The sequence below is a fragment of the Pseudophaeobacter sp. 1A09344 genome (genome assembly GCF_041008745.1).
Classification (GTDB): domain Bacteria; phylum Pseudomonadota; class Alphaproteobacteria; order Rhodobacterales; family Rhodobacteraceae; genus Phycobacter; species Phycobacter gallaeciensis_A.
Window position 1 is genome coordinate 299,307 of the sequence record NZ_JAXGFS010000004.1, and the last position, 16,574, is coordinate 315,880.

The following is a 16,574-nucleotide window of genomic DNA, read 5'->3' on the forward strand; positions in this document are numbered from 1 at the left end:
ATCGGGAGGCCGCAATTCAGCTGCGCTTGCCGTGATCGCCTTGTCAGCCAGAGCCAAGTCCAGCCAGTTTGGATATTTCCGCCGCAGCATCATCCGGGTTGAACTCATCCATCCCGGTGTCCGGCAACGCGGGCAAATCGCCGCCCAGGCCACCTCCCAGATCCCCGCCGAAGTTGCCGCCAAGATCCCCTCCTCCAAGGGCCGCCGCAAAATCGTTCTCCAGGTCCGCACCCAGATCTCCCCCCATATCGGAGCCGAGGTCACCACCAAGGTTGGTCATATCACCCAGACCGCCGGTATCGAAATCACCACCCAGACCGGAACCGAGACCACCGCCGCCCATGCCGCTGTCCAAGGGGTCCTGCAGATCCTCGGCTGCAATGCCAAGATCAAGCGTGGGCATTTCGTCAGCGGCGGCAGGCATAGCGTCAGCCCCGACACCATCTGCAAACCCGGCTTGATCCGCTTCCATGTCATTCACCAGCTTGGTGCGCGGCTGATTGAGGCGCACCGCGCGCGCTCCATTCAACTGCCCAAGGCGCCCTTGAGCGATCGACTGACCGCTCACCGCCTGAAGATCCGTTTCATAAAGGAATGCCTGATCCAGCGGCAGCAGATCGCCGGTCTTAAGTCCGGAAAATTCGTTGAGCGGCACCCGCATCTTGCAAAGAACGGCGGACAATTCGGCCCGCATGGCCCCAAGGTTGCGCCCAAGCGACGGACCGGAGCCGCCCCCCTTGCCCAGTTCCTCGGGCGTGGGTTCGGGCAGGATCAGGTTCAATTCGCCCTGCATGGCGCCGATGGCCAGATCAACAGTCAGGGTCAGAACGCGATAATCGTCGGCTTCCAGCCCCAGGGCCAGACTGCGCAGGTCCTCGACTTGGGCGCCAAACTGATAGCCAGAGAAGATGGCCTGGTCGGATTGGCCTTCCAACATCACGACCACCTTTTTCAAGGCGCTTTCGAGGAAATCGGCTGTCATCGCAGCATCGGTCGGTGTGTAATGCCGCTCTGTAGGGGTTTTCCCCATGACCTGACCAATGGTCTGCTTCTGGATCAGAGCAGTCACGAGGGCGGCGTCCATTGTCGCAGCGCCAAGACGGCCATCAGGGCCATCCAGAACAACCAACAGATGCTTGTCAGACAGCATCTCGGGCAGTTCATCCGACGCACGGTTCACCTGGCGTGCGGCCAGAACCGCAAGCGGCAGTTCGCACAGCTCGGCTGCTGCCCGCGCAAGCGACCGCCGCAGCGCCTTGAGCGTCAGCGAACTGCTGAATGCTCCCGACCCCTCTTTGGTTGCCGCCAGCTTGCGGGCAAGAACCCCTGGCTTGCTTCCTGTCGAATCCTGTGTCGTCGTGTCAGACATACGTCGTGAACCTGAACCCTTAGCGCCTGTTGTCTCTGTTTTAGACTACGGAGGGTTACCAAGATCTTTATTTCTGGGCTTTATGCGGCTTTTTCACGGATACCGGAAAGGGTTACCCGGAAGGCGCCGCCAGAGGCGCCTGCAAGATAGGAAATATCGCCATCCAGCCGCTGCACAATCTCGCGGCAGATCGCCAGCCCGAGCCCCGCTCCGCCAGCCCGCTCCGGGCTAACCCTCGAAAACTTCTCGAAAATCATCTGCTGGAACTCGGGCGGAATGCCGCTGCCGTTGTCGATGAAATCGATCAGCACCTGCGAGCCCTCGCGGGACACGTGGATGCTCAGCTCCGGATGTTCCGCGTCGCAGTATTTCTGGGCATTGGCGATCAGGTTGATAAAGACCTGCGCCAGCCGGTCCAGATCCGATGAAATCTTAATATCTTCACTTGCAGGATCCCGCAGCACCCGCATTGGGGTATCAAATCCCGCTACAGCTGTGGAAACCGCATGGTCCAGCACCTCCTTCAGCGTGCCACGGGTCATGTTGAGGCTGACCTGGCCGCTTTCCAGCACGCTAAGATCCAGCAGGTCGTTCAGCAGGCGCGTTAGCCGCAACGCCTCGTCATGGATGATGGTCGCATATCGGGCCTTTCCCTCCTGCGCCAGGGTATCATCGTCCCGCAGGATTTCGGAAAAGGCTCGGATCGAGGTCATCGGCGTGCGCAATTCGTGGCTGACCTGGCTGAGGAAAGCATCCTTCTGGCGCGAAATCTGCGTCAGTTTTTCGTTGGTTTCCCGCAGCTTGCGCGCCGTCCTGGACAATTCGGCAGACTGCATTTCCAAACGGTTCGAATATTCCAGCATCTGCGCTGTCTCATCCGCCACCGCCAAAAGATCCTCAACCGAAACGGAAGAGCCACCAACGATCTGACCGATCATCGCATGCGCTGCGGCCGCCCCGATCGACGCGCTCAGCTCGCGTTCCAGCCGCTCAAGGAACACCGGCGTCGGCTCTGGAAGGCTACCCCGACCGCCCTGCCGGGCCAGTTCGCGCTGGAAGAATGCCTGTGCCTCGGTGGCGCCCAGGATCCTTTGCGACATCACCATCAGGTCTTCGCTCTGCGCCACCGAGCCGGTCCAGCCGCGCGGGCCGGATGAGTGATCGAAAACATTGACGAATTGCGCGCCCTGCAGCCGCTCCATCGGGCTTGGGAAACTGGCCAGCGACACGATGCAGAACACCACGGCATTGAGCCCAATGGACCAAAGGACGGCATGCACCGTGGGGTCCAGCGCCTCGATCCCGAAAAGGGCGTGCGGGCGCAGCCAGGACAGGCCGAACAGACCTTCGGCCAGCACTGCATCGGGCAGAACCCCTCCGCCGAGGGTCGGCAGCAGCATGGTATAGGCCCAGATGCCAAAGCCGACGGTCAGCCCTGCCAGGGCGCCGCTGCGGGTAGCACCGCGCCAGAACAAGCCGCCCACCAGCGCCGGCAGCATCTGCGCCACCCCGGCAAAGGAAATCAGGCCGATCGCTGCCAAAGCCGCGCCGCCGCCGGACAGCGTGTAATAGAAGTACCCCAGCGCCATGATCACCGCGATGGTCACACGGCGGGTAAACAGCACCACATCACGCACATCCCCGGAGACCGAGGCCCCCGCCGCGCCCTGCAGCCGCAGCCAGATCGGCATCACGATATGGTTCGACACCATGGTCGACAGGGCCATAGCCGCTACGATCACCATTGAGGTTGCCGAGGAAAAGCCGCCAAGGAAAGACAGCATCGCAAGGTTCTGCTGCCCCTGATGCAGCGGCAGCGTCAGAACGAAAAGATCCGGGTTCGCCCCCGTCGGCAGCAGCTCAAGCCCGATGGCGGCGATGGGCACCACGAACATCGACATGAGCAGCAGGTAGGTCGGAAATGCCCAGGCCGCTATGCGCAGATGACGCTCGTCCTCGTTTTCGACGACCATGACCTGAAACATGCGCGGCAGGCAGACAAAGGCGGCAGCGGCAAGGAAGGTAATGGTGGCCCAGCGGCCCCCGTCCACCTGCCACTGGCCAATACGCGAGGCATCAATCCGCGCAAACGTTTCTGGCAGCCCGCCAGCGATGCCCCAGACCACGAAGATCCCCACTGCCAGCAGGGCGACCAGCTTGACCACCGCCTCCAGCGCAATCGCCGTCACCACCCCGTGGTGGCGCTCGTTGGCATTGAGGTTACGGGTGCCGAACAGGATGGCAAAGACGGCAAGGCCCGCCGAGACCCAGAATACCGTCTTGGTCTCGTTATATCCGCGCAGGGGATCAGCCTCGGCGAAGATTGAAAAAGACAGGGTAATGGACTGCAATTGCAGTGAAATATATGGCGTCACCCCGATCACGGCCAAGATGGTCACGCCGATGGCCAGCGTGTTGGACTTGCCATAGCGCGCCGATAGAAGGTCGGCGATGGAGGTGACGCGCTGACTGCGCCCGACCCGCACCAGTTTGCGCAACCCCCACCACCAGCCCAGCATGACCAGCGTCGGCCCCAGATAGATGGTGATGAATTCCAGCCCCGAGCGCGCTGCGTATCCCACCGCGCCATAAAAGGTCCAGGCGGTGCAATAGATCGACAGTGACAGCGTATAGGTCAGCGGCGAGCGCATCCAGGCGGCACTGCGCCCCCGACTGGCCATCCGGTCCGCAAGAAAGGCCACAAGAAATAGCAGCGCAACATAGGTAAAACAGACCAGGACCAGAACATTGAGAGAGGCCATCAATCGCGCGGAGCCTCTGCGCTGCCCTGCTCTGTCCCAGAACCAACCGCCGCGTCCTGTGCCTGATAGGGCTCAGCTTCGGAATGCCCGCCTGCGGTCCAGTGTTCGGCCCAGCGGCGCACCGCTTCTCCAAAGGCAAGGCTGACCGCGATCAGGATCGCCCAGACCACAAAGATATAGATGATGGCCGAGGACATCGCCATGCCCCCATGGCTGCCCGGCGCAGGATAGGGATCGGGGTCGGGCCACATCAAAGGCATCAGGAACAGCAAGGCGCCCAGGATGGGCAACAGCCGGGCAATATCCATCAGGCGGCGACGGCGATAGGTGCGCCGCTCGACAAAGGGAGCAGAGATCTCATCCTGCCGCCCGGCCCCGTCACCCCGGATCATGAGCGTCCCCGGTCAGGGCGGCAGCCAAGGCTGCCTCCTGTTGAGTGCCAAATCCGACCGCTCGGGGTCATCCCTGGCTGGCCTGAGCGTGCAGGTCCCGCACGGCTGTCAGAACCTCGGAGTTGGAAAAGGGCTTGGTCATGAACCGGGTCACGCCAGCGCGTTCGGCCATTTCCCGGTCCTTCATCTGGCCGCGGGCGGTCAGCATCAGAACCGGTAAGGAGGCAAACCCGTCGACCTCACGCAGCTCACGGATGATCTCAAGCCCGCTTTTGCCCGGTAGCATCAGGTCCAGAATCACCAGATCCGGCTGGGCCTCGCGTATCACCTCGACAGCGCCGGTCCCATCGGCGTAGGCATCAACCTGCCAGCCATCGCGCGTCAGAAGAAAGCGGATCGCCTCAGTGATATTCGGCTCATCCTCGATCAGAATTACGTGTCTGCTCATTGGCAGAAGGTCCTCCCAGCGCCGCTCCCCGGACCCATAACGGTCCCGGCGCACATGCCCGTTTCACGTTAGAGTAGCCGCGCAGCCCCGCAGCTGTCAAAACTCTTCCTTCAGGATCGACGGCTCGCGGCGGGCCGGACATCCCCGGCGCGGGCAGATCCGGCAGCTGGCGCCCACAGGTTGCGCGCCTTCCGGCACTTCGCTTTGCGGCAGGATCAGCATCACCGCGTGATAGAGCGGATCGCTGTCGAAATCCGGTGTCACATGATCCCATGCCACCGCCAAACATTTAAACGCCAGCGCCGAGCGCCCCTGCTGCACCACGTTGCGGCGTACCGGCACGTGCGGGCGCGCCAACGCGGTATAAATCGGCCAGAGCGGGCATGAGGCGCCAAAACGCGGCAGTGCAAATCCGGTCACCGGTTTGCGCACCAAGATCGAGCCCGAGGCATCGCAGATCACCAGCCCGGCCTCCTGCCCCAGCACTTCAAAAGGCAGAAGACCGATACGGCGCAGCACCGTGGGCAGGTCACAGCCGAACTGTTCCGCCAGCGCCCCAGGGCGAATACCCCCCTTGTCCAGTGCCACCCGCAATGGCTCCAGCGGCAGCGCTGCGGCATCGCGCTGATATTGCTCCAGTGCGCCGCGGGCGATCAGCCTTGCTGCATCGCTGACCAGTTCCGGCGCGCCAGAAACCAATTCCTCCGGGCTGCCGCTGCCGGTTTCCAAATCCGGGAAATGATAGCCTTGGGCGAGGAAGAAAGCCTCGGCCTCTTCATGCGGCACTCCGCGCCGGTCTGCGCCCGTATTGCTTTCGTCAAGAAAACTCACCAAGGCGCGGCTACTTTCGGCCAGCCGCAGGGAATCCTCGTTCAGGTTCTTGTGGAACCGGTCGCTCCACTCCGGCTCCAGCTCATTGGTTTCGGCCAGGATCGACGCGGTCGAGCGGATCGCCGCAGCGGTCGACAGGACCTCGTGCAGCGAAGCGGCCAGATGCGGATCGTGTGTCAGCCGGTCCGACAGGGTCTGCACCGTCCGCTCCAGCGTGGCAACACGGCGGTGACTGGTGGCCAGCACCTCGGCCCAGCCGGGGAACCGGCCCGCGAACTCATCCGCCCGGTCCAGCTCAGCCACGGGCACGCCGCTGTCTGCTGCTGCTTCGCGCAGGCTGGCGATCAGCGCCGCTTCGGCGCCCTCGCTCAACATCGAAGGTTCAACCCCCAGAACCTGCGCGATCCCGACCAGCAGTTTGCCGCCGATTCTGCGCCTGTTGTGTTCGATCAGATTGAGATATGAGGCCGAAATACCGGCCGCGCGGGCAAGTTCCGCCTGACGCATCCCGAGGATGAGCCGCCGTTCGCGGATTCTGCTGCCGGTCAGAGTGTCACGTGCCATTTTACAGGTCTTTCCCAAAAGGCCGCTATTTCAAGGGCTTTCCGCGGCGCGGCATAAGTTTCTTTACAGAATGCCGTGGAATACTGTTCATTTATTTACAGAATAAGTCTGCTTTACAAGGGATTTATTGCGCGATTTTACAAGCTGCCCTCATACTGATTTTGCACGAAAACCGTGCCGACGCCGAGCGGAAGTGAGGAGCTGCTAGGCGTTAAAATCTTAAGGGAGGATTACATGTCCAAATCTGATGTCTCGCGTCGCGGGGTACTGAAGTCCGGTGCCATGATGGGCGCTGGCGTTGCGCTTCCGACGATCTTCACTGCGTCGTCCGCAGCCGCTTACACCAACGAGCCGACCGGCAGCACCGTCACCCTCGGCTTCAACGTGCCGCAGACCGGCCCCTACGCCGATGAGGGCGCAGACGAGCTGCGCGCATACCAGCTGGCAGTCGAGCACCTGAACGGTGGCGGCGACGGCGGCATGATGAACACCTTCAGCTCGAAGGCGCTGAAAGGGAACGGCATCCTGGGCAAGGAAGTCAAATTCGTCACCGGTGACACCCAGACCAAATCCGACGCGGCCCGTGCATCGGCCAAGTCGATGATCGAAAAAGACGGCGCGGTGATGATCACCGGCGGCTCGTCCTCGGGCGTTGCCATCGCGGTTCAGGGCCTGTGCCAGGAAGCCGGCGTGATCTTTATGGCGGGTCTGACCCACTCCAACGACACCACCGGTAAAGACAAGAAAGCCAACGGCTTCCGTCACTTCTTTAACGGTTACATGTCGGGTGCCGCGCTGGCGCCGGTGCTGAAGAACCTCTATGGCACCGACCGTAACGCCTATCACCTGACCGCCGACTACACCTGGGGCTGGACCCAGGAAGAATCGATCGCAGCCGCGACCGAAGCCCTGGGCTGGAACACCGTCAACAAGGTACGCACGCCGCTGGCCGCGACCGACTTCTCGTCCTATATCGCCCCGGTTCTGAACTCCGGCGCCGACGTTCTGGTTCTGAACCACTATGGCGGCAACATGGTGAACTCGCTGACCAACGCGGTTCAGTTCGGCCTGCGCGACAAGATCGTCAACGGCAAGCAGTTCGAAATCGTCGTTCCGCTCTACTCCCGCCTGATGGCGAAAGGCGCCGGCGAAAACGTGAAGGGCATTCACGGTTCCACCAACTGGCACTGGTCGCTGCAGGACGATGCATCGAAAGCCTTCGTGCAGTCCTTCGGCACCAAATACGGCTTCCCGCCCAGCCAGGCGGCGCATACCGTTTACTGCCAGACCCTGCTTTACGCAGATGCATGTGAGCGCGCAGGCACCTTCAACCCCTGCGGCGTGGCCGAGGCTCTGGAAGGCTTCGAATTTGACGGTCTGGGCAACGGCAAGACGCTGTATCGCGCCGAAGATCACCAGTGCTTCAAAGACGTTCTGGTTGTGCGCGGGAAAGAGAACCCGACCTCCGAGTTCGACCTCTTGGAAGTTGTCGAGGTCACCCCGGCCGCTCAGGTTACCTATCCGCCGGATCACCCGATGTTTGCAGGCGGTGCCCTTGGCACCTGCAACCCGGGCGCCTGATCCGAGTGAAAAGCCGGGCGCGTCTTGCGCCCGGCCCCTTTCAGAAACGTCCGTCCATTCATCTGCCATGCGGAGCGCCTCCGCACAGAACGCCGGGGCACGTCCCGCGAACGGTCGGACTCTATCACTTCCATACTGAAGAACCCGAAGGTGGGGACTATGGACGCAATCCTATTGCAAATCTTGAACGGGCTGGACAAAGGCTCGGCCTATGCGCTGATCGCGCTGGGTTTGACACTCATTTTCGGCACGCTGGGCGTTGTGAACTTCGCCCACGGCGCATTGTTCATGATCGGCGCCTTCTGCGCCGTGACCCTGCAGCGCATTCTGAACCTCAGCTTTGAGACCGTCGACGAGAGCCAGAAAGACTTCCTTGGCAACCCGCTGAAGGTCAAGACGCCCTATGTTGAATCCTGGTTCGGCCCCGAGGTGGGCGGCGCGATCATCGACTGGGCGGTGCCGCTGGCGATCCTGTTTGCGATCCCGATCATGATCTTCGTCGGCTACGTGATGGAACGCGGGCTGATCAAGCATTTCTACAAGCGCGAACATGCGGACCAGATCCTCGTGACCTTTGGCCTGGCCATCGTGCTGCAGGAAATCGTCAAGTATTTCTATGGCGCGAACCCGATCCAAACCCCGGCCCCCGAGGCACTGAACGGCGTTGTGAATCTCGGCGCGGTCATCGGCATGGACATCGTCTATCCGGTCTGGCGCGTGGTCTACTTCTTCTTTGCGGTGGTGATCATCGGTGGCATCTTCAGCTTCCTGCAATTCACCACCTTCGGCATGGTTGTGCGCGCCGGGATGGCAGACCGGGAAACCGTCGGCCTTCTGGGCATCAACATCGACCGCCGCTTTACCATCATGTTTGGTATTGCAGCTGCGGTCGCGGGACTTGCCGGTGTGATGTACACGCCGATCAACTCTCCCAACTACCACATGGGCATGGACTTCCTGGTTCTCAGCTTCGTGGTTGTGGTTGTGGGCGGCATGGGCTCCCTGCCCGGCGCCGTTCTGGCCGGCTTCCTTCTGGGGGTTCTCGAAAGCTTTGCTTCGATGAATGAAATCAAATCCATTCTCCCCGGCATCGACCAGATCATCATCTATGTGGTCGCGATCATCATTCTGCTCACCCGCCCGCGGGGCCTGATGGGCCGCAAAGGCGTGATGGAGGACTAAGCACATGTTCGGACTGGACAAAAAAGACACTCGAATGCTGCTGCTGGTCGCCATCCTGGCCCTGTGCGCACCATTCATCCTGAACCCCTTCCCGGCAGACAGCGCCATGGCGCAGTTCAACGCGGGCTATCCTGACCTGATGCAGCGTTTCGTGATCTTTGGGATCTTCGCAATCGGGTTCAACATTCTCTTCGGCCTCACCGGCTACCTCTCCTTTGGCCACGCGGCTTTTCTGGGGGTGGGCTCCTACTCGGCGGTCTGGATGTTCAAGCTCCTGAGCATGAACGTCGTCCCGGCCATCATCCTGTCGGTGATCATTGCGGGGCTGTTCGCGCTCCTGATCGGATTTGTGTCCCTGCGCCGCTCGGGCATCTACTTCTCGATCCTGACGCTGGCCTTTGCGCAGATGTCGTTCAACCTGGCCTATTCGGTGCTGACGCCGATCACCAACGGTGAAACCGGCCTGCAGCTGACGCTGGAAGACCCCCGCGTTCTGGGTGTCTCTGCCACCGCGGACGGCTCAATCCCTGTGACAAACTTCTTCGGGATGGAGATGCGCTCGACCTTTGAAATGGCTGTGGGTCCCTGGGCCTTCCAGTTCAACGCGGGCTACTATCTGTGCGCGCTCGTTATGCTGGCCTCCTTCTATCTGGCGATCCGCATCTTCCGCTCGCCCTTTGGCATGATGCTGCGGGCGGTGAAATCGAACCAGCAACGGATGAACTACACTGGCCTCAACACCCGTCCCTACACCCTGGCTGCCTTTGTGATCTCGGGCATGTACGCCGGCCTTGCTGGTGGCCTGATGGCTTCGATGGACCCGCTGGCAGGCGCCGAGCGCATGCAGTGGACCGCCTCGGGTGAGGTGGTTCTGATGACCATCCTCGGCGGTGCCGGCACGCTGATCGGTCCGGTTCTGGGCGCGGGCTTCATCAAATACTTCGAAAACATCTTTTCGAAGATCAACGACAACGTTCTGCACAGCTGGTTCAGCTTTATGCCCGACGGGATCGAAGACTTCATGGTCTTCATCGTCCACCCCTTCATCGGCAAAGGCTGGCACCTGACACTGGGCATCCTGTTCATGCTGGTGGTGATCTTCCTGCCGGGTGGCCTCGTCGAAGGCGGGCAGCGCATTGCAGGCTGGTTCAAAGGGCGCAAGTCCAAGGACAGCTCGGCCAGCAAAAAAACCGAACCTGCGGAATAAGGAGACAGGATCAATGGGTATCCTCGAAGTCAAAAACGTGGGCAAACGGTTCGGCGGCCTTCAGGCGCTGTCGGATGTGAACCTCAGCGTCAAGGAAAACTCCGTTCACGCCATTATCGGCCCAAACGGGGCGGGCAAATCCACCCTGCTGAACTGCCTGGTGGGCAAGCTGATCCCAGACACCGGATCGGTCATGTTCGACGGTCAGTCGGTGCTGGGCCGGGCGCCTTATGAGATCAACCAGATGGGCATTTCCCGCGTGTTCCAGACGCCCGAGATCTTTGGCGATCTCACCGTATTGGAAAACATGCTGATCCCCTGCTTTGCCAAACGGGACGGGGCGTTCGAGTTGAACGCCATCGCCTCGGTCGCCAAGCAGAAGGATGTGCTGGAAAAGGCCGAGCAGATGCTGGTGGAAATGAACATGGCGGACAAGCGGCACATGCATGCCGCCGCCATGTCGCGCGGCGACAAACGGCGTCTTGAGATCGGCATGTGCCTGTCTCAGGAACCCCGCCTGTTGCTGCTGGATGAACCCACCGCCGGCATGGCGCGGGCGGACACCAACAACACCATCGATCTCTTGAAACAGATCTCGGACGAGCGCGACATCACCATCGCCATTATCGAACACGACATGCATGTGGTGTTCAGCCTGGCCAACCGGATCACGGTTCTGGCGCAGGGCACGCCGCTGGTCGAAGACGATCCGCAGAACATCCGTGGCAACCCCAAGGTGCGCGAAGCGTACTTGGGCGAAAGCGCATAAGGAGAAACACAGATGAACGTCAAACCGGATTTCTCCAAGAACGCCAACCAGGCGACAACAGCTCCGGCCTTCCTGTCAGTCTGGGACATGCACGCCTATTACGGCGAAAGCTACATCGTGCAGGGCATCAACTTTAACGTCCACGAAGGCGAAATCCTTGCCCTGCTGGGCCGCAACGGCGCGGGCAAGACATCGACCCTGCGGTCGATCGCCCGCACCGGCAGCCCCTTGGTCACCCAGGGCGAGATCTGGCTGGACCACCAGCCGCTGCACAAGATGGAAAGCCATGAAGCGGCCGCCGCCGGTCTGGGTCTGGTACCCGAGGACAGGCGCATCATCCCCGGCCTGACGGTCGAGGAAAACCTGCAACTGGCACAGATCGCACCGCCCATCGGCTGGTCCATCGAGCGCCTTTACGACCTGTTCCCGCGCCTTGGTGAACGGCGCAAGCAGGAAGGCGTGACCCTTTCGGGGGGTGAGCAGCAGATGCTGGCCATTGCCCGCGCACTGGCCCGGGACATCAAGGTGCTACTACTGGATGAACCCTATGAAGGCCTCGCGCCGGTCATCGTGGACGAGATCGAAAAGACCCTCATCCACATCAAGGAACAGGGCATGACCACGATTCTGGTGGAACAGAACGCGGTGCGCGCGCTGGAACTTGCCGACCGGGCGGTCATTCTGGACACCGGCGGGATCGTCTTTGACGGCACCGCCTCCGAGGTTCTGGAAAACGCCGAGCTGCGCGCCGAATATCTGGCGATCTGATCTCAATTCTCCCCGTCGCACTGGAGTTGTGACTGGTGCGGTTACCTCAAGACCGGTTCCCCTCGGAGCCGGTCTTTTTTGTTTCGCAGCAGGGAAATAGCGCAAAAACCTGCATAAACCAGGGTTATACGCGCCCGGTTTAGCCTCCGCATCCATCCCGCGATCTATTCCAGATCCGCCCTGCCCGCTCCGATATGTCCACCACGGCCCGCATGGCGTGCCGCAGTCACATCAGACTGTCACATCAAGGAGACTTATCATGTTCAAACCTTCTGCCCGCATCCTGGCCCTCGCCCTTGTCCTGCCTCTGTCGCTGCCCGTCGCGGCGCTGGCCTCGGATGGCAAGCCCAGCGCCGAAGTCGAAGCGCAGATCCGCGCCACACTGACCGAACAGGGCTATGAGGTGCGCAAGATCGAATCCGAAGACGGCATGTACGAGGCCTACGCCCTGAAAGACGGCAAAAAGCTGGAGATCTATCTGAACGACAAGATGGAAATTATCCGCGTCAAGGAAGACTGATACCAGCCCGGGCGGAGCCGGGATGCACGTACCGCTCCGCCCGACCAAATGCCGCATCCATTCGATTGGGAGACCCTCATGCAACGTCACTATGTCTGGGATCCGCTGATCCGTCTGTTTCACTGGTCACTTGTCATTCTGTTCGCCGCTAATGCGCTGCTGACCGATCCGGACGAACGGATTCACGAGGTATTGGGGTACGTGATCGTTGGCCTGATCGGGGTGCGCATACTCTGGGGGGTGATTGGCAGCCGTTATGCCCGGTTTTCCAGTTTCCCCCCCAGTTTCTCGGGCGCTGTCGGGCAGCTGACGGATATTGCCACTGGGCGGGTGCGTCCGCACCGGGGCCATACGCCGCTTGGCGCCCTGATGATCTACAACCTGCTGCTGACGATCCTTGGCATCGGTCTCACCGGCTATCTGATGACCACCGACATGTTCTGGGGCATCGAATGGCCCGAAGAGCTGCACGAAGCACTGGTCACCTGGGCCGAAATCTCGGTCGTGCTGCATATCGCTGCGGTGATCTATGAAAGCCGCCGCACAAGGGTCAATCTGGCGCGCTCCATGGTCTCGGGGTACAAGGACCTACCGACGAGTCCCCCGGAGACCCAACAGTGACCAACAGCAGATTTGACCCGGCCCAACCCTCCGTTCTGATCGCCCTGATCGTCGTGCAGTCCATCTGCGCGGCGATCTTTCTGGGTGATATCATTGCCGATCTTCTGATGCCCGGCGCGATGAATACTGAAGGGCGGCACGCGGCGATCGAAGCGATTGCCACCTTCGGCCTGATCGCCGCCATCGTAGTCGAAGTCCGTATCCTGATGTGGCTCTTGCGGCGCAAGGCGCATCTGGAACAAAGCCTGAAGAGCGCGCAGGGCGCCATTCAGGAAGTCATCGATACCGAGTTTTCCACCTGGAACCTGACCCCGGCAGAGCGGGATGTGGCGACCTTTCTGGTCAAGGGGCTGAGCACTGGCGAAATCGCCCAGATGCGCGGCAGCGCCGAAGGCACCGTCAAGGCGCAACTCAATGCCATCTACCGCAAATCCGGCAGCGGCAACCGCGCCGAATTGATGAGCCTTCTGATCGACACGCTGATGGGTCACGGCAAGGACACCGCCCCGGAACCGCTGGCCAAATCTGGCTGACCGGCGCATCCGGGACGGTATGTTTTGGCGCCTACTGCGCGGTCCAGCCGCCATCAACCGGAATGGCGGTGCCGGTGACGTTATGCGCCACGGGTGCACAAAGCCACAGCGCCAGCGCGCCGATTTCCGACGGGTCAGACAGACGTTTGCTAGGCTGTTTTTCGGACAGAAGATCGGCGATCCCCGCCTCCCTGTCACCGCCCATCTGCGCTGCCCGCGCCGCCACCTGCGGCTCGATGATGGCGGTTTCGGTCCAGCCCGGACAGATGCAATTCACCGTCACGCCGCCGGTGTCTCGGCTGCCCTGATCGGCATACTCCAGCGCCGCCACCCGACCAAGACCAACGAGACCGAATTTCGCGGCCACATAGGGCGCCTTGTCTTTGCTGGCGACCAACCCGTGGACCGAGGCGATATTGATCACCCGGCCAAATCCGCGCGCCGCCATGCCCGGCAGCGCCGCCTGCATGATGTGAAAGGCCGCCGACAGATTGACCGCTAGGATCGCATCCCAGGTCTCGCGCGGCATTTCGGCCAAAGGCGCGGTTTTCTGGATCCCGGCATTGTTCACCACGATATCTGCGCCGCCCCAGTCCGCAACGGCGCTCATCAGCGCATCAATCTCCTCAGGCTGGCTCAGGTCCCCGGCAAAGAAGCGTGCTTCGGGCGCCCCAGCCTCCAGCAGGGCCTCCGTCGCCGCCTGCGCGGTTGCTTCATCGGCGATGCCATGCACCGCGATACGGGCGCCCGCGGCCGCCAGTTCCTTGGCGATGGCAATGCCGATCCCCTGAACCGATCCCGTCACCAGCGCCGTCTTTCCAGTCAGATCCGTCATGCGTTTTCCTCCAGCATTTTGCGCAGCTCGGTCTTCAGGACCTTGCCGTAGTTGTTCTTGGGCAGCTCCGCCGTGCGGATATAGGCCTTGGGCCGCTTGAAGCGCGCGATCTGATCGTTGCAAAGCGCATCCAGCTCTGCCTCGGGTGCTGTCCCCACGATAAAGGCCACCACCTCTTCGCCCCAGTCGGCGTGCCTGCGCCCCACGACCGAGACCTCCTGCACATCCGGGTGCATCAGCAGCACCTCTTCGACCTCGCGCGGGTAGACGTTCGACCCGCCGGTGATGATCATATCTTTGGAACGGTCCTGCAGCGTCAGATAGCCCGCTGCATCCATGACGCCCATGTCCCCGGTCATCAGCCAGCCGTCTTTCAACGTTTCTGCGGTGGCGGTCTCATTGTTCCAGTAGCCCGGCATCACCGCATCGCCACGCACCATGATCTCTCCGACCTCTCCTGGCGGCAGCGCTGTGCCATCCGGTGATCCGATCTGCACCTCAACCGGGCTTTGGGCGCGGCCCACACCAGCCAGGCGGGCGCGCCATTCGGGATGGCTGCGGTCGATCACGTCATGACGGCTGAGCGCGGTGATCCCCATCGGGCATTCGCCCTGTCCGTAGATCTGTACAAAGACCGGACCGAAATGATCGACCGCCTCGATGATGTCCGCCAGATACATCGGGCCGCCCGCGTAGACGACCGTGCGCAGACCGCGTCCGCTGCGCCCGGCCGCCTTGGCCTGCGCGGTCATGCGCGTCACCATGGTAGGCGCGGCGAACATCTGCACGCGGCCAAAATGCTCGGCCAGATCGAAAATCTCATGCGGTTCAAATCCCCCCGACGGCGGGCAGACATGGGCGGCGCCGACCAGCACATGCAACATGGCATAAAGGCCTGCGCCGTGGCTCATCGGGGCGGCATAGAGGATCTGATCCTCAGCGCTGGCCGCATCCACATCGTTGAGATAGGCCAGCGAGACCGTGACCAGCATCCGGTGGGTGATCATCACCCCCTTTGGCCTGCCGGTGGTCCCCGATGTGTAGAACAGCCAGGCCAGATCCTGTGGTGCCCGCCGGACCGGCGCAGTCGCAGGATCCGCAGCCAGCACAGCGGCACCGTCTGCACCGAAGAAGTCGATGATATCCAGCGTCACCCCGGCCTCGCGCAGGGCCGTATCCAGACCAGCCGAGGCAAAGACCAGCCGGGTGCCGGAGTTTTCCAGGATATAGGCCGCCTCGCGCCCATGCAGCTTTGCGTTGACCGGCACCGCCGCCGCCCCGGCATACCAGATCCCGAACAGGGCGATCAGATAGTCCGGGCAATTCTTCATGAAGATCGCGACGCGGTCCCCCGGCTCGACCCCTTGCGAGACCAGCCAGCCCGCAACCCGCGCAGCCTTTTGGTGAAAGTTGCCGTAATCCGCCACCTGATCGCGGCCCAGAAACAAGGCAGGACGGTCCCCGCCCGCCGCAGCCTGACGGGCCAGCCACATTCCGATATTCATGCTAATCCTCCCATAGCGCGCCCTGTTGAGCGGCAGAAATACATTTCCATGCGGCCTCGGCCTCTTCAATTCCGCAAAAATACCCGGTTAATAGAGGTCATGACAGATATCGCCTTTAGCCATGCGCCCGTCGGCCTTGCCGTGCTGGAACGCCGTGTGATCAAACGCTGCAATCTCCAGTTCGCCGCGACCTTTGGCGGGGAGCCAGCCGACTATGACGAAATGCTGATCGCGGATCTTTATCCCACCCAGGAAGAGTTCCGTCGTATTGGCGCGCTTTTGCAGGAAGAAGAGCACCGCACCGGCAGCTATAGCGACGAACGCATCATGCGCCGCCGATCAGGAGAACTCTTCTGGTGCCGGGTGCGCGGGCGATCCGTGTCGCCAGAAGCGCCGTTTCAGACTGGTGTCTGGTCCTTTGCCGATATCTCGGACGACCGCCCCGTGGTCAGCCTAACCCCGCGGGAACGCGAGGTTGCCATTCTGACCTGCAAGGGCCTGTCGGCCAAGGAAATCGGCGCCAAGCTGAACCTCTCCTACCGCACCATAGAAACCCACCGGGCGCACCTTCTGGAAAAGTTCGGCGCCCGCAAACTGCCCGAACTGGTGGCCAAGCTGACCGGGATGCCATTATGAGCCTTTAAGAGGCCGTGACAGCTGCCTTTGGCCAATCACAGGCCCCTCTGC

Annotated in this window: 16 protein-coding genes; 9 read left to right on the forward strand and 7 right to left on the reverse strand. The window is 61.6% G+C overall.

Annotation, left to right across the window (positions count from 1 at the left end):
- Positions 1 to 43: 43 nt before the first annotated feature.
- From SM765_RS09360 to SM765_RS09380, 5 genes are all read right to left on the reverse strand, one after another.
- A complete protein-coding gene (locus SM765_RS09360; protein ID WP_274835929.1) occupies positions 44 to 1,369 on the reverse strand; it encodes a FliM/FliN family flagellar motor switch protein in 1,326 nt (441 codons plus the stop codon).
- An 80-nt stretch (positions 1,370 to 1,449) separates the two neighbouring features.
- Positions 1,450 to 4,131 (reverse strand): sensor histidine kinase, encoded by a 2,682-nt coding sequence (locus SM765_RS09365; RefSeq protein WP_274835930.1) that lies wholly within the window; start codon positions 4,129 to 4,131, stop codon positions 1,450 to 1,452.
- Positions 4,131 to 4,523: a hypothetical protein gene (locus SM765_RS09370; RefSeq protein ID WP_274829036.1), complete on the reverse strand. Its 393-nt coding sequence runs from the start codon at positions 4,521 to 4,523 to the stop codon at positions 4,131 to 4,133. Before SM765_RS09370 ends, SM765_RS09365 begins: the two co-directional genes overlap by 1 nt.
- Before the next feature lie 67 nt (positions 4,524 to 4,590).
- A complete protein-coding gene (locus SM765_RS09375; protein WP_065270541.1) occupies positions 4,591 to 4,971 on the reverse strand; it encodes a response regulator transcription factor in 381 nt (126 codons plus the stop codon).
- Positions 4,972 to 5,067: 96 nt separating this feature from the next.
- Positions 5,068 to 6,366, reverse strand: a complete 1,299-nt coding sequence (locus tag SM765_RS09380; protein ID WP_368981493.1) for a helix-turn-helix domain-containing protein — start codon at positions 6,364 to 6,366, stop codon at positions 5,068 to 5,070.
- Between the two features lie 234 nt (positions 6,367 to 6,600).
- Here SM765_RS09380 and SM765_RS09385 point away from each other — a divergent pair, with 234 nt between their 5' ends.
- From SM765_RS09385 to SM765_RS09420, 8 genes are all read left to right on the forward strand, one after another.
- Positions 6,601 to 7,947, forward strand: coding sequence for a substrate-binding protein (locus SM765_RS09385; RefSeq protein WP_065270543.1), 1,347 nt, complete (start codon positions 6,601 to 6,603; stop codon positions 7,945 to 7,947).
- Positions 7,948 to 8,106: 159 nt separating this feature from the next.
- Positions 8,107 to 9,129: a branched-chain amino acid ABC transporter permease gene (locus SM765_RS09390; protein WP_065270544.1), complete on the forward strand. Its 1,023-nt coding sequence runs from the start codon at positions 8,107 to 8,109 to the stop codon at positions 9,127 to 9,129.
- A 4-nt stretch (positions 9,130 to 9,133) separates the two neighbouring features.
- Positions 9,134 to 10,336 carry a branched-chain amino acid ABC transporter permease gene (locus SM765_RS09395; RefSeq protein WP_065270545.1) on the forward strand — a complete coding sequence of 401 codons (1,203 nt, stop codon included), beginning with the start codon at positions 9,134 to 9,136 and terminating at the stop codon, positions 10,334 to 10,336.
- A 13-nt stretch (positions 10,337 to 10,349) separates the two neighbouring features.
- Entirely contained in the window at positions 10,350 to 11,105 is a 756-nt protein-coding gene (locus tag SM765_RS09400) for an ABC transporter ATP-binding protein (RefSeq protein WP_065270546.1), read from the forward strand.
- Between the two features lie 12 nt (positions 11,106 to 11,117).
- Positions 11,118 to 11,873 (forward strand): ABC transporter ATP-binding protein, encoded by a 756-nt coding sequence (locus SM765_RS09405; RefSeq protein ID WP_274837207.1) that lies wholly within the window; start codon positions 11,118 to 11,120, stop codon positions 11,871 to 11,873.
- 259 nt (positions 11,874 to 12,132) lie between these two features.
- Entirely contained in the window at positions 12,133 to 12,393 is a 261-nt protein-coding gene (locus SM765_RS09410; RefSeq protein WP_065270548.1) for a PepSY domain-containing protein, read from the forward strand.
- Positions 12,394 to 12,471: 78 nt separating this feature from the next.
- On the forward strand, positions 12,472 to 13,014 hold the full coding sequence (locus tag SM765_RS09415; RefSeq protein ID WP_065270549.1) for a cytochrome b/b6 domain-containing protein: 543 nt from the start codon (positions 12,472 to 12,474) through the stop codon (positions 13,012 to 13,014).
- A complete protein-coding gene (locus tag SM765_RS09420) occupies positions 13,011 to 13,547 on the forward strand; it encodes a helix-turn-helix transcriptional regulator (RefSeq protein WP_274837208.1) in 537 nt (178 codons plus the stop codon). Before SM765_RS09415 ends, SM765_RS09420 begins: the two co-directional genes overlap by 4 nt.
- 31 nt (positions 13,548 to 13,578) lie before the next feature.
- Here SM765_RS09420 and SM765_RS09425 read toward each other — a convergent pair whose 3' ends face one another.
- Together SM765_RS09425 and SM765_RS09430 are read right to left on the reverse strand one after the other, a co-directional pair.
- Complete coding sequence (locus tag SM765_RS09425) at positions 13,579 to 14,382, reverse strand: 3-hydroxybutyrate dehydrogenase (RefSeq protein ID WP_274837209.1); 804 nt, start codon at positions 14,380 to 14,382, stop codon at positions 13,579 to 13,581.
- On the reverse strand, positions 14,379 to 15,887 hold the full coding sequence (locus SM765_RS09430) for a class I adenylate-forming enzyme family protein (RefSeq protein WP_274837210.1): 1,509 nt from the start codon (positions 15,885 to 15,887) through the stop codon (positions 14,379 to 14,381). Before SM765_RS09430 ends, SM765_RS09425 begins: the two co-directional genes overlap by 4 nt.
- Before the next feature lie 99 nt (positions 15,888 to 15,986).
- Between SM765_RS09430 and SM765_RS09435 the strand changes: the two genes are divergently transcribed.
- Entirely contained in the window at positions 15,987 to 16,523 is a 537-nt protein-coding gene (locus tag SM765_RS09435) for a LuxR C-terminal-related transcriptional regulator (protein ID WP_065270553.1), read from the forward strand.
- Positions 16,524 to 16,574: the final 51 nt, after the last annotated feature.

Coding starts and splice junctions, on each gene's coding strand:
- SM765_RS09360 (WP_274835929.1), bottom strand. CDS start 1,369: ATGTCTGACACGACGACACAGGATTCGACAGGAAGCAAGCCAGGGGTT.
- SM765_RS09365 (WP_274835930.1), bottom strand. CDS start 4,131: ATGGCCTCTCTCAATGTTCTGGTCCTGGTCTGTTTTACCTATGTTGCG.
- SM765_RS09370 (WP_274829036.1), bottom strand. CDS start 4,523: ATGATCCGGGGTGACGGGGCCGGGCGGCAGGATGAGATCTCTGCTCCC.
- SM765_RS09375 (WP_065270541.1), bottom strand. CDS start 4,971: ATGAGCAGACACGTAATTCTGATCGAGGATGAGCCGAATATCACTGAG.
- SM765_RS09380 (WP_368981493.1), bottom strand. CDS start 6,366: ATGGCACGTGACACTCTGACCGGCAGCAGAATCCGCGAACGGCGGCTC.
- SM765_RS09385 (WP_065270543.1), top strand. CDS start 6,601: ATGTCCAAATCTGATGTCTCGCGTCGCGGGGTACTGAAGTCCGGTGCC.
- SM765_RS09390 (WP_065270544.1), top strand. CDS start 8,107: ATGGACGCAATCCTATTGCAAATCTTGAACGGGCTGGACAAAGGCTCG.
- SM765_RS09395 (WP_065270545.1), top strand. CDS start 9,134: ATGTTCGGACTGGACAAAAAAGACACTCGAATGCTGCTGCTGGTCGCC.
- SM765_RS09400 (WP_065270546.1), top strand. CDS start 10,350: ATGGGTATCCTCGAAGTCAAAAACGTGGGCAAACGGTTCGGCGGCCTT.
- SM765_RS09405 (WP_274837207.1), top strand. CDS start 11,118: ATGAACGTCAAACCGGATTTCTCCAAGAACGCCAACCAGGCGACAACA.
- SM765_RS09410 (WP_065270548.1), top strand. CDS start 12,133: ATGTTCAAACCTTCTGCCCGCATCCTGGCCCTCGCCCTTGTCCTGCCT.
- SM765_RS09415 (WP_065270549.1), top strand. CDS start 12,472: ATGCAACGTCACTATGTCTGGGATCCGCTGATCCGTCTGTTTCACTGG.
- SM765_RS09425 (WP_274837209.1), bottom strand. CDS start 14,382: ATGACGGATCTGACTGGAAAGACGGCGCTGGTGACGGGATCGGTTCAG.
- SM765_RS09430 (WP_274837210.1), bottom strand. CDS start 15,887: ATGAATATCGGAATGTGGCTGGCCCGTCAGGCTGCGGCGGGCGGGGAC.
- SM765_RS09435 (WP_065270553.1), top strand. CDS start 15,987: ATGACAGATATCGCCTTTAGCCATGCGCCCGTCGGCCTTGCCGTGCTG.